The sequence below is a fragment of the Streptomyces sp. NPDC054813 genome, assembly GCF_053611365.1.
On record NZ_JBSHAF010000017.1, the window covers coordinates 222,714 to 234,168 of the forward strand.

Here is an 11,455-nt window from a genome sequence, read left to right on the forward strand (position 1 = left end):
GGGGATCCTCGTCTGCGAGATGACCCGGAGCCCCTGCAGCGCACCCCACCCCCGCCCGTCGCGCGGCGGGGCCCCCGGCGCCCCCCCGGCCGGACCCGAGGGCGAACGCGTACGGCACGAGCGGCACCCGCGTGGCACACGGGCCGGTGATGACCGGGGAATTCACCGGTACCGTCCGAGCATGCGGATACTCCATCTCTCGGACACCCACCTGGACCGCACCGACACCCCCAACAGGCGTGGCGTCAACGCCACCGCGTCGCTGCGGCTGATGCTCGACGAACTCCGCCACCTCTCCGGCTTCGACGCGGTCGTCGTCACCGGCGACCTGGCCGACGAGGGCGCGGTCGAGGCGTACACCGCCCTGCGCACCCTGATCGGCGCGTACGCCCAGGCCCGGAACATCCCCGTCCTCTGCACCACCGGCAACCACGACGAGCGCGAGGCCTTCGCCAAGGTGCTGGGCAGCGGGCACCTGGACGCCGACGGCACCGACCGCGCCGAGCAGGTGTTCGGCGGGGAGGAGCGGGCCGCCGTCAGCACGGTCGGTGGCTGGCGCTTCGTCACCCTGGACTCGCTGGTGCCGGGCAAGGTCCACGGCCGGCTGGGAACGCCCCAGCTGGAGTGGCTGCGCGAGGTGCTGCGCACCCCGGCCGAGCACGGCACGGTCCTCGCCTTCCACCACCCGCCCTTCGCCCTGGACCTCTCGGTGACCCAGCCGGCCTTCGGGCTGCGCGACCCCGGCGACCTGGCGGCGGCGATCCGGGGCCGCGACGTGCGGATGATCCTCAACGGCCACTACCACCTGCAGCTCTTCGGCATGCTGGAGTCGGTGCCGGTGTGGGTGACGCCGGGGGTCGTCAACCGGATCGACCTGACCGTGGCGCCCGGTGAGCGGGCGGTGCGCGGGGCGTCGGCCTCGCTGGTGGAGCTGGGCGGACCGGCCGGTCCGCTGTGCCACACCTTCCATGCGCGCGATCCGCGGGCCCATGAGACGGTGTACGAGATCGACGAGGCGCAGGCCAGGGCGTTCGTCGCCCAGCATGGCTGACGGGTTCACCCATACGGGTGAGGGGTGTTCGGCACTCGTGCGAAGTGCCGGACGTTCCACGAGTGACCGGCCGTGATGACGGCAGCGCCCCCACCGAAAGCGAGCGAGCATGACGACAAGTCAGTCTCCGGAGCCGCCCCACGCCGCCGAAGGACCGGTCGTACGCACCGCGGCGGGCGCCGTGCGCGGGTTGCGGGAGGACGGGCTGGCGGTCTTCCGGGGCATACCGTTCGCCGAGCCCCCGGTGCGGGAGGCGAGGTTCGCGGCGCCCCGCCCGGCACGCGCGTGGGACGGGACGCGCGAGGCGTACGCCTTCGGGCCGCCGCCCCCGCAGGACCTGGGCATCCAGGGGCGCACCGGCGTCCTGGAGGCACCCGAGGGCGACGACTGGCTGACGGTGAACGTCTGGACACCCGACCCGGACCCGGCCGCCCGCCGCCCGGTGATGGTGTGGATCTACGGGGGCGCCTACAAGCTGGGCCACTCCGGCAGCCCCGGCTACGACGCCCAGCACATCGCACGCGACGGCGACCTGGTCGTGGTCTCCCTCAACTACCGCGTCGGCATGGAGGGTTTCGCCCAGATCGAGGGGGCGCCCGCCAACCGGGGCCTGCTGGACCAGGTGGCGGCGCTGGAGTGGGTGCGGGAGAACATCACCGCCTTCGGCGGCGACCCCGACCAGGTCACGGTCTTCGGGGAGTCGGCGGGCGGCGGGTCGGTGGCCGCGCTGCTGGCGATGCCCAGCGCGCGGGGCCTGTTCCGGCGGGCGATCGCCCAGAGCGTGCCGGGCACGTTCCTCTCCACCGAACTGGCCGGGGACATCGCCCAGGCTCTCGCGGCGGAGGCCGGCCTGCGCCCCACACTGGCCGACCTGGCGACGACCGACCCCCGCCGGCTGCCGGACGTGGGGCAGTCGCTGGGTGTCAAGATGCCCCAGTACATGGGCCGTTGGGGCCAGATAGCGCCGACGATGACACCGTTCTCCCCGGTGGTCGACGGCGAGGTGCTGCCCACCACCCCCTGGCAGGCGCTGGCCTCCGGCTCCGCCCGGGACGTGGACCTCCTGGTGGGCCACAACCGCGACGAGTACCGCCTCTTCCTGGTCATGGGCGGGATGTACGGCAAGATCACGGAGGAGCAGGCGACCGGCGCCCTGCGTCTGTTCGCACCGGGCGGCGAGGCGGGGGTGCAGGCCTACCGCGAGGCCTTCCCCGAGGCGTCGCCGGACGAGCTGTACGAACGGGTGCAGACCGACTGGCTCTTCGGCGTACCGTCACTGCGCCTGGCGGAGGCGCAGACCGCGGCCGGCGGCCGGGCCCACCTGTACGAACTGACCTGGGGCGCCCCGGGCAACGGCGGGCTGCTGGGCGCCTGCCACGGCCTGGACATCCCGCTGCTGTTCGGCACGTTCGAGGCGGACCTCGCCAACCTCCTCTTCGCGGGCACGGGCGTCACCCCCGAGGCCGAGGCCCTCTCCGCCCGCTTCCGCACGGCATGGACGGCGTTCGCGAGGACGGGAGACCCGGGCTGGCCGGAGTTCGACCTCCAGAACCGCCTCACCCAGGTACTGGACACGACACCGACGGTGACGCCGTACCCGGAGGAGCAGAGCCGAAAGCTCTGGGAGGGCCACGAATTCACTCCCTCGCCGCTGCTCGGCTGACCGGCGGGACCGGGGCTCAGAGGTTGCCGAGGGGCTCGATGTCCATGTGGACCGGGGTGCCCCAGACCCGGAGCACCTCGTAGTCGGTGAACTCGTGGACGAGCCGGTAGGCCATGGCCGGCCGGGACCCGTGGCGCTGGGCATTGAGGTACAGCTCGGCCTCGCGCCGGTCGCGGCGGGGGGTGCCGCACAGCTCCCACTCCCGGCCGTTCCACGCCTCCGGCAGCCACCGCTGCTGGGCCTGCGGCCGGTCGGCCCGCACCCCGTACCGGGACATCGAGGGTCCCGCGGCCGTCTCGCCCTGCACCGGCCGGGGCCCGCCCGCGTACTCCGACCGCCGGGCGGCCCGCCGCCGCGTCTCGCAGAGCAGACACAGATCCGGGGCGCTCTCGTCCACGGGCCCCTGCGGATGCTCGGCGCACCGGGTGGTGGGCGCGGCCGCGCTGACGCTCTCCTCCAGCAGGTCGAGAGCGCGCCGGAGGTCGTCCTTGACCTCGTGCAGCTTGGCGTCGGGCGTACTGGCGGTCAGGGCCTCCCCGTGCTCCCCGAGCAGACGAAGGGCACGACCCAGGGCGGTGAGCTGGGAGTGGTTCATACGTTCCAGCGTGGCACACGGCGCTGACAACGGACGGGGGGAGCTCAGTCGGCGTACCGGTGGGCGTCCGTGCGCAGGGTGTCCAGTTTTTCGGGAGTATCCGTTCCGGTGGCGGCGGCATAGACGACGATGCGGAGGTCGGAGCCGGGGACCGTGAGGACGTCGAGGTCGAGGGTGAGGTCGCCGACCAGGGGGTGTTCGACGGTCTTGCGGTCGCCGGTGTGGAGGCCCGCGGTGCCGTTGGACCACAGCCGGGCGAAGCGGGGGCTGGTGTGCAGGAGGCGGTCGACGAGTAAGGAGAGACGGGCGTCGTCGGGGTGGGCCACTGCCGTGACCCGCAGGTCGGCCACCAGGGACTCCTCCTCGGCCTCGTCGCCGGCCCAGGACCGTACCGGCCAGGCGCCGATGGCGTCGACCCGGTGGCCGCCGGCGGAGCGGAACATCCCGGCGACGAGATTGCCCTGGTCCCAGCCGTAGGTACGGGGGTCCCCTATGACGGCGGTCCACATCCGGTTCCAGCTGAGCAGCGTCCAGTCGGCGGCATAGACCGCGACCGGCGCGTCGCCCAGTTGCCGGACGAGCCGGTGGACCCTCGGCGGCACCTGCCGTGGCACGTCGCCGGCGGTGGGCGGGGTGAGCCTGGCGCACCGGAACAGGTGGTCGCGCTCCTCGGCGTCCAGGCGCAGGGCCCGGGACAGGGCGCCGACGACCTGGGCGGAGGGGTTGCGGGCGCGGCCCTGTTCGAGCCGCACCACGTAGTCGACGGACAGCCCGGACAGCCGGGCCAGTTCCTCGCGGCGCAGACCCGGGATGCGCCGGTCCGCGGCGGATTCCAGCTCGCCCGTCAGGGGTGAACGGCGCTCCCGCCAGCCGCGCAGGGCGATGCCGAAGTTGTTCGTCGTTGCCATGCGGGCATCATCGTTCGCAATTGTTTGGATGAGCTGCGCGCGATGGAACTCTTGTGCCACATCTGGGTAAAGGCCTGCTTGTGGCAGCGGTCAGGAGCTGAGCGCGGCCTCGGCGGAGGTCCGGGCGGCCGTCCAGTGGGCCCGGGTGAAGGCGGCGGCGGACTCCAGCGCCTCGTCGGCCTCGTCGAGCATGACGGCGAACGACTGGAAGACGTGCGGGACTTGGGGCCAGACCTGGAGGTCGACGCGGACGTCGGCGGCGGCGGCGCGGGCGGCCAGCCGTACGGCGTCGTCCAGCAGGATCTCGTGCGAGCCCACCTGGACGAGCAGCGGCGGCAGTCCCGTCAGGTCGGCGAAGACCGGGCTGGCCAGCGGTTCGGTGCCGGGCGTCGTACCGAGGTAGTCGCGGGCCCGGGTGCGCAGGGCCTGCGGGGTGAGCGCCGGGTCCAGGCCGGCCTTGCCGGTCGCGCTCGCGCCGGACACCGTGAGGTCGGCCCAGGGCGAGAACACCGCGGCCGACGACGGCTGGGGCAGTCCCGCCTCCTTGAGGGCGACCAGCGTGGCGACGGCCAGGCCGCCTCCGGCGGACTCGCCGACGAAGGCGATCCGGGCGGCGGGGACACCCTGGTCGAGCAGCGCGCGGTACGCGGCCACCGCGTCGTCCACGGCCGCGGGGAACGGGTTCTCCGGCGCCAGCCGGTACTCGACGCAGACGGCACGGGCGCCGACCCGCCGGGACACGTCGGCGGCCAGGCCCACCGCGTCGGCGGCGGAGCCGATGGCGTAGGCGCCGCCGTGGAAGTACAGCACCACGTCGGACGGATCCCCGCCGGGCGTCTCGACCGTGACGACGGGGACGCCGCCGAGCCGGCCGGGCGTGGTCGTGACCTCGGGAGGCAGCGGTATCGAGGTCATCATCGTGTGGAAGACCGCACGGGCTTCCGCCACGTCGCCTCCGACGTCGAGCGGGGTGTGCCGGAGCATCTCGTCGAGGTCGCGGCGTTGCTGCCCGGACATGGCTGTGCCTTTCGTAGGGGGGCGGAGGCGGAGGCGGAGGTGCCGACGGTGCCGACGCTCAGCGCGGCGGGCCGACGATGATCTGGCCGTACAGGTCGGCGGCCTCGGCCATCAGGTCCTTGGATATCTCGAACCCCTCCGGCCGGGCGGTCGCCATGTCGCGCCCCGCGTGCCGGAACATGCCCTCGATGCCGCCCGGAGTGCAGATCATCAGCAGGTCGGCGGTGTCGGAGGTGATCCGGTAGCCGTGTGGGACGTTCTTGGGCAGGTAGACGATCCCGCCCTCCGACAGCTCCAGCTCCTGGTCGTCCGACCACACCAGCGCGGTGCCCTTGATCAGCATGAAGATCTCGTCCTCGCGGGTGTGCATGTGGTACGGCGGCGCCTCCCCCCTGGCGACGCTGAACCGTCCTACGGTCAGCTGTCCGTCGGTGGCCGCGCTGTCCAGGAGGACGGCGAACTGTCCGCCGTCGAGCCATTCGAGCTTCTGCTGCTGGTCGGGCTGGGCGAGGTACATCATGCTCACGGCGAGGTCCGTTCGGTGTGGGTGACCGGTGGGGGTGACCATCCCGCGCCGATGATCCTCTTCCGGAACCGGCCGCCGCCAGACGCGGGGGTGGGACCAGCAGTACCACCGGCAACATCACCGGCAGGGCCTCCGGCCCGCCTTTCGCATACGATTCAGATGCGTGGTCCGTTATGCGAGCATATGGGGAGCTCTGTCATGGACGGTCTTGCTGATCTGGGCGGCACACCGGGATGGGGCCCCGTGCACCCCCCGCCCCCTGACGAACCGGTCTTCGCGGAGCCCTGGCAGGGCCGGGCCTTCGCCCTCGCGATCCTCTCCGGCCGTGTCGCGTCCGGCGGCGTCAACACGGACGCCTTCCGGCACTCCCTGGAGCGCCTGGACCGGGCCGCCTACTTCGACGACGGCTACTACGGCCGCTGGCTCAACGGCGGGGAGCTGATGCTCACCGACAGCTCGATCCTGGCGCCCGGCGCCATCGACGCCCGCGCCCGCAACCTGCGCGGCGAACAGGTGGCCGAGCCGCCGGTCCCCGAGCCCGCCCGGCCCGACTACGCCCCGACCGCCCCTGGCTCCCTGCGCTCCCTGGACACCGCGCCCGCCTTCGCCGCGGGCGACCGCGTCCGGGCCAGGGCCACCTCGGTCCCCGGGCACACCCGGCTGCCGCGCTACGCCCGCGGCCGTACCGGCGACGTCCAGGCCGTCCGGCCCGCGTCGGTGCTCCCGGACACCAACGCCCACTTCCGGGGCGAGAACCCGCAGTACGTCTACTCGGTGCGGTTCGACTCCCGCGAACTGTGGGGCGCCGCCGCCGAACCCTTCGCGATCACCGTGGAGATGTACGAGAGCTATCTGGAGGCCGCCGCATGACCACCGCCGGACCAGAGGAGCGCATGCCCCCGGCCCTGCGCACCGAGGCGCTGGAGCAACTGCTCACCGAGCGGGGCCTGATCGACCCGAAGGTGATGGACGGGATCATCACGGAGTACGAGACCAACATCGGCCCGCTCAACGGCGCGAAGGTCGTCGCCAAGGCCTGGACCGACCCGGAGTACCGGCGCCGGCTCCTCGACGACGGCACCGCGGCCATCAAGGAACTCGGCTTCTCGGGGCCGCAGGGCGAGCACATCGTCGTCGTGGAGAACACCCCGACCACCCATCACGTCGTCGTCTGCACGCTCTGCTCGTGCTACCCCTGGCCGGTGCTCGGCCTGCCGCCCGGCTGGTACAAGGACCCCGCCTACCGCGCCCGCGTGGTGAAGGAACCGCGTCGGGTGCTCGCCGAGATGGGCCTCGACCTGGACGACGACGTGCAGATCACCGTCCACGACTCCACCAGCGAGGTCCGCTGGCTGGTCCTGCCCGAACGCCCGGCGGGCACCGAGCACCTCTCCGAGGAGGAACTCGTGCTCCTGGTGTCCCGGGACGCGATGGTCGGCGTGGCCAAGGTGGCGGCACCGTGACCGCGCCGCTGGAGGTCGAGGGCCCGGCCGCGCCACCGCGCTCCAACGGCGAACTGGTCTTCGCCGAGCCCTGGGAGAGCCGTGCGTTCGGCATGGCGGTCAGCCTGTACGAGGCGGGCGCGTTCAGCTGGCCTCAGTTCCAGGCCGCGCTGATCGCCAGGATCGCGGCGGCGCCGCGCGACGAGCCGTACCGCTACTACCGGTTGTGGCTGGCCGCGCTGGAGGACGTGCTGGTCGGCGTGGACGCCGTGTCCCCGGACGAGATCACCGCACGCGCCCAGGCCCTGGCGCAGCGCCCTCCGGGCCACGACCACGGGGTCACTGCTTGACGCCGTCCACAAAGGCCGACCTGGCCTCCGGCCGGAACACGAGCTTCGGGCCGAGGGGATTCTTGGAGTCCCGGACGGGGACGAGGGCCGCGTGGCGTACGTCGTCCTCCAGCCGCCCGGTGCGGACTCCTTCCAGGGACGAGCCCTTCGCCCTGGTCGAGCTGGGGCGTTGCAACGTCCGGGTGGCGGAGCGGCCGGCCTCGGTGGTGCGCGGCGAACGGCCGCCCGTGGGGACGCATGTGACGGACGTACGGGACGGGCGGATCGGCGAGGTGATGGGGCACGTCGGCGGCAGGGTGCAGCTGTGGCCCGTGGCCGGCGGGCGGGAGTGGGACTGTCCGGCGGAGTCGCTGGAACTCACGCCGCCGGACGAGGTGCTGCGGGAGCAGGTGCGGTGGGCCAACAGAGCGGGGCGGCAGTCCTGTTGAAGGCTTCAGGTCTGATTCCGGTCGCGTGCCTCGGAGAGCCGCTTGGCGGCCTCTCGGCGGTGTCTTCGCCCGAGCGTGGTGTCGTCGACGAGCGCGCGCAGGAGCGTCTGTCCTCGCTGCGGGTCGATCGTCGTGAGGTTGTGCGCGGCCTCCACCCGGTCGACGGATTTCGTCGCGGGGTCCAGGGCGAGCTTCTCGTACAGATGGGAGGCGACGTCGCGGTCGGCGTTGTCCAGCAATGACGCCGCCACGATGCGGCGGCCGGCCGTCAGGCTGGTGTCATCGGCGAGGAAACGCAGCAGTTCGGCTCTGCCTGGCTCGGTCTCGAGCCAGTTCAGAGTGAGCACCGCCTTGAACCGGTCGTGTTCGGGCAACGTGCTGTCGCGGGCGAAAGCGTGCAGTTCCCGGGTGGCGGCGGCCGGATCGAGTTCGGTCAGTGCCAGCGCCGCTTTCAGCCGATGCGCGCTGTCTCCGGGTCTGCTGTCCCGGCGCGTTTCCTCGACGAGGTCGCCGAGGAAACGGTTGGATTCCGCCGGAGCGAACATGGCCAACGTCCTGGCCGCGGCGACACGGAGCGGTTCCTCTGCTTTGGGGTCCGCGGCGAGTTCCCGCAGCAGATCGCTGCTGTCCGCGACGCCGATCATGATCAGCAGTGTGGCGGCCTGCAGGCGGCCGAATGACGTCCGTCCCCGACGGTCACGGGCGACCTGGCGGAGCGAGTGCGCGGTGTTCTCGATCACGTCCGCGGGGAGGTGGGTTCCCGAAGCGGCCTGATTGACCAGGAACGTGCAGCCGTCGAGGCCGGCACGGCCAGAGGACATCAGGGTCAGGAACTCGGTCTTGAGCGGGTGGTCGTCCGGCGTGAGGTCGAGGAGAAAGCCGCCGAACGGGTCGTACCCGGGCGGCGTCCAGCCTCTTCTGAACCGTCGGCGAGCCTGAGCCCGACGGAAGAAGGTCTCCCGGAAGACGACCCGGAGTCTGTCCTCCTCGTCGGCGACATGGCGAGCGGCGAAGTACTCCAGGAAGGTCTGGTGGGTGAAGACCAGGTCGTCCGAGCGCTGGATCAGCAGCCCGGTGCCGCACAGGACCGACTCCAGGAACTCCCGCCAGCGCCTTTCCGGTACCGCCGTCGGCCGTGCGGCGCACTCGTGATCCTGTACGGCGTCGAGGACGGCCCGGCCTTCGTGTTCGTCTGCGAAGAGCAGCCGGTGGGCGAGGTCGGCGAGGATCGGCCGGAGGCTCTGGACGGTCCGTTCCGCCCCGGCCTCGGCGTCGGAGCCGTACTGCCGCAGGGCGGCCCGGGCCTGTTCCACGGCGTCGGCGGCGTACTGGCGCTCGTACAGCAGGTCCACGAACCTGCGGTAGAGGTCGCCGCGCCCGCGAGGGGGCGGCTCTGCCGGGGCTTTGGCGCGGAGCTGGCAGAGCATGGACATCATGAGCGGGACCCGGGCGAGATCGATCAGCCCCATCGCGTGGAGCGTGCCGAGGAACTGCTGTGCGGTCTGCTCGGGTTCGGTGACATCGAGGGCGCGGAACCAGCCGGTCGCGACGCGTTCCAGCTCGTCGGTGCGGAACGGTTCCAGCTCGTAGCAGGGGACCTGCGGGTCGAGGATGCCCTGTTCGGCTTCGCGCACGGGGCGGGTGGCCACGACGAACGCGTACTGGTCACCGGCGTGGGCCACGGTCCTGAGGACGTCCTCCCGGCCGGAGACGCTCGTGATCTCGTCGAGGCCGTCGACCAGCACCAGCCAGCCGTGCCCCGGGGCCGGACGGTCTTCGAAGAAGGTTTCGGGGAGAGGGGACGTGAGGCCGTACCGGTGGAGTTGGGCGTTGACGGTGTCGGCGAGGGCTCTGCTGAGGGGAGCGCCGACCAGGGCGGCGGCCGGCACCAGGACCGGCGCGGGGCCCGGGTCGGCGGTGCCGTCGAGCCACTGCGCGGCGGCGTGGGTGAGGCGGGTGCGCAGCAGGCTGGACTTGCCGCCGCCCGGTCCGCCGACGACCAGACAGACCCCGTCTCCGGTGAGGACCTCGTCGGCCGGCTGTGGCGGGGAGGCGGGGAGCAGGCCGCTCGCCATGAGTCCGGCGTTCCCGGCTCTCTCCTCGGGCGAGCTCCGGCTGACGACCTGCTGGCGGACGTAGATGTGGGACAGCGGCGGCATGGTGCCGGGCATGACCCCGGGGTACGGGTGCTCGGTGGCGGCGAGCCGGGAGGCCCGCAGATAGCGTTCCAGATCCGTGCCGACCTGGCTCAGCCGGGGACGGCCGCCGCCGTGGCGTTCCAGTACGTCGGCGAAGCCGGGGGCGTCCACGAACGACCGGGCCGGACACGCGTGCAGGCGGCGGTTCCGGAACGCCTCGTCGTCATGGATGACGACCCCGACGAGATGGTCCCGGCAGAAGACCGCGCTGCCGGAGGCGCCGGACCAGGCTCTGCCGCCATTCCTGGAGTCCGCTTCCGGTGCGGGGCCCTGGTCGAGGACGTACCGGTCCTGGTCGCCGCTGCCCCCGCCCAGTACGGGCAGCTCTCCCCGCAGGTGCTCGACGCCGTACTGCCCGTCGCTGGTCGTCGCGGCCGGGAAGCCGAGCGCGTCGTAGGGGAGCGGGTCGTTTCCGACCGGGCGGCCCCAGCGCACCGCGCCCGGTGCCTCGACGGACTCGTCGAGCAGGAGCAGGGCGACATCACGACCGTCGGGGTGGGTCCAGCAGACCTGCGCCGCGCGGCGCAGCGTGTCGTCCTGGGGGTGCCCGACGCGTACGTCGATGCGCGGCCAGGCGGCTCCCGGGTGCTCCTCGACGACGTGCCGGGCGGTCAGCACCAGGCGCGGTGCGATCAGGTACCCGCTGCCGATGCGCCGGAAGCCGGCGTCCGCTCCGGCCCTGACCAGGGTGAGGCGTCGGCGGTCCACCTCAGCCCTCGTCGTCCCAGGAGCCGGAACGCGACCCGCCGATCTCGGGGCTGCCGCCGCCCGTCGCCCGGTCCCGGACCCGGAGCTTCAGCGTCAGCTTGTGCGACCGGGCCGACGAGTGTCCGGCGCCCGCGCCCGCCGTGGCCACCCCGAACCGGAGTTTCCCTTCGCCTTTGACGTCGTCGCGCAGTTCCAGCAGCAACTCCAGTTGGGCTTCCTGGATCTCGAAGGCGAACTGTTCGTGCGTGCCTCGGTCCTGGGCCTCGTACAGCTCCTGCCGCAACTCCTCGATGGCTGCGGCCAACCCGATCGTCGCCATGGCAACTCCCCCTGAATGCACGCCTCGTACCCGGAAGTGTGCCCTCACCCTGTCAGGGACCGCTGAAACTGGCCAACTTCTGTGTCCCGGCTGTCTTCCGACCAGGCATCGTTGACAATTCTGGCGACAACTCATCGGATTCACAGGGAGTCTTAACTGATCATTTCAGAATGAGGTTCGGAGTCGCCTCAAGCAGATGATGCTGCAGGCGAGTTGGAGCAGGCCGAGATGAAGGTCGGCGCGTATCTCG

The 11,455-nt window shown here is 72.3% G+C and carries 13 protein-coding genes; 6 read left to right on the forward strand and 7 right to left on the reverse strand.

Features of this window, described 5'->3' with window-relative positions; genetic code table 11:
- The first annotated feature begins 181 nt into the window (after nucleotides 1-181).
- On the forward strand, nucleotides 182-1,051 hold the full coding sequence (locus ACWGJB_RS31480; protein ID WP_453383439.1) for a metallophosphoesterase family protein: 870 nt from the start codon (nucleotides 182-184) through the stop codon (nucleotides 1,049-1,051).
- Nucleotides 1,052-1,160: 109 nt separating this feature from the next.
- A complete protein-coding gene (locus ACWGJB_RS31485) occupies nucleotides 1,161-2,714 on the forward strand; it encodes a carboxylesterase/lipase family protein (protein ID WP_453383440.1) in 1,554 nt (517 codons plus the stop codon).
- A gap of 16 nt (nucleotides 2,715-2,730) precedes the next feature.
- On the opposite strand, the gene ACWGJB_RS31490 is transcribed toward ACWGJB_RS31485, so the two are convergent.
- The 4 genes from ACWGJB_RS31490 to ACWGJB_RS31505 all read right to left on the reverse strand — a co-directional run bounded on the left by ACWGJB_RS31490 (nucleotide 2,731) and on the right by ACWGJB_RS31505 (nucleotide 5,754).
- Nucleotides 2,731-3,309: a hypothetical protein gene (locus tag ACWGJB_RS31490; RefSeq protein WP_453383441.1), complete on the reverse strand. Its 579-nt coding sequence runs from the start codon at nucleotides 3,307-3,309 to the stop codon at nucleotides 2,731-2,733.
- Between the two features lie 44 nt (nucleotides 3,310-3,353).
- A complete protein-coding gene (locus ACWGJB_RS31495) occupies nucleotides 3,354-4,217 on the reverse strand; it encodes a helix-turn-helix domain-containing protein (RefSeq protein ID WP_453383442.1) in 864 nt (287 codons plus the stop codon).
- Between the two features lie 90 nt (nucleotides 4,218-4,307).
- Nucleotides 4,308-5,234, reverse strand: a complete 927-nt coding sequence (locus ACWGJB_RS31500) for an alpha/beta hydrolase (protein WP_453383443.1) — start codon at nucleotides 5,232-5,234, stop codon at nucleotides 4,308-4,310.
- A 58-nt stretch (nucleotides 5,235-5,292) separates the two neighbouring features.
- Entirely contained in the window at nucleotides 5,293-5,754 is a 462-nt protein-coding gene (locus ACWGJB_RS31505) for a cupin domain-containing protein (protein ID WP_453383459.1), read from the reverse strand.
- Nucleotides 5,755-5,958: 204 nt separating this feature from the next.
- On the opposite strand from ACWGJB_RS31505, the gene nthB reads away from it, so the two are divergent.
- Genes nthB through ACWGJB_RS31520 form a run of 3 tightly spaced genes read left to right on the forward strand, consistent with a single transcriptional unit; the run spans nucleotide 5,959 to nucleotide 7,552 of the window.
- Nucleotides 5,959-6,630 (forward strand): nitrile hydratase subunit beta, encoded by a 672-nt coding sequence (gene nthB / locus ACWGJB_RS31510; RefSeq protein WP_453383444.1) that lies wholly within the window; start codon nucleotides 5,959-5,961, stop codon nucleotides 6,628-6,630.
- Nucleotides 6,627-7,223, forward strand: coding sequence for a nitrile hydratase subunit alpha (gene nthA / locus ACWGJB_RS31515; RefSeq protein WP_453383445.1), 597 nt, complete (start codon nucleotides 6,627-6,629; stop codon nucleotides 7,221-7,223). Before nthB ends, nthA begins: the two co-directional genes overlap by 4 nt.
- Nucleotides 7,220-7,552 (forward strand): nitrile hydratase accessory protein, encoded by a 333-nt coding sequence (locus tag ACWGJB_RS31520; protein ID WP_453383446.1) that lies wholly within the window; start codon nucleotides 7,220-7,222, stop codon nucleotides 7,550-7,552. The genes nthA and ACWGJB_RS31520 overlap by 4 nt, the downstream gene beginning before the upstream one ends.
- On the opposite strand, the gene ACWGJB_RS31525 is transcribed toward ACWGJB_RS31520, so the two are convergent.
- Nucleotides 7,542-7,688, reverse strand: a complete 147-nt coding sequence (locus ACWGJB_RS31525) for a DUF397 domain-containing protein (RefSeq protein WP_453383460.1) — start codon at nucleotides 7,686-7,688, stop codon at nucleotides 7,542-7,544. The two genes, ACWGJB_RS31520 and ACWGJB_RS31525, sit on opposite strands and share 11 nt — an antisense overlap.
- On the opposite strand from ACWGJB_RS31525, the gene ACWGJB_RS31530 reads away from it, so the two are divergent.
- Complete coding sequence (locus ACWGJB_RS31530; RefSeq protein WP_453383447.1) at nucleotides 7,672-7,980, forward strand: hypothetical protein; 309 nt, start codon at nucleotides 7,672-7,674, stop codon at nucleotides 7,978-7,980. The two genes, ACWGJB_RS31525 and ACWGJB_RS31530, sit on opposite strands and share 17 nt — an antisense overlap.
- A 5-nt stretch (nucleotides 7,981-7,985) precedes the next feature.
- Here the strand turns inward: ACWGJB_RS31530 and ACWGJB_RS31535 are convergent, their stop codons facing one another.
- Nucleotides 7,986-10,886: a trypsin-like peptidase domain-containing protein gene (locus ACWGJB_RS31535; RefSeq protein ID WP_453383448.1), complete on the reverse strand. Its 2,901-nt coding sequence runs from the start codon at nucleotides 10,884-10,886 to the stop codon at nucleotides 7,986-7,988.
- A gap of 1 nt (nucleotide 10,887) precedes the next feature.
- On the reverse strand, nucleotides 10,888-11,205 hold the full coding sequence (locus ACWGJB_RS31540) for a trypco2 family protein (RefSeq protein ID WP_453383449.1): 318 nt from the start codon (nucleotides 11,203-11,205) through the stop codon (nucleotides 10,888-10,890).
- Nucleotides 11,206-11,455 lie beyond the last annotated feature (250 nt).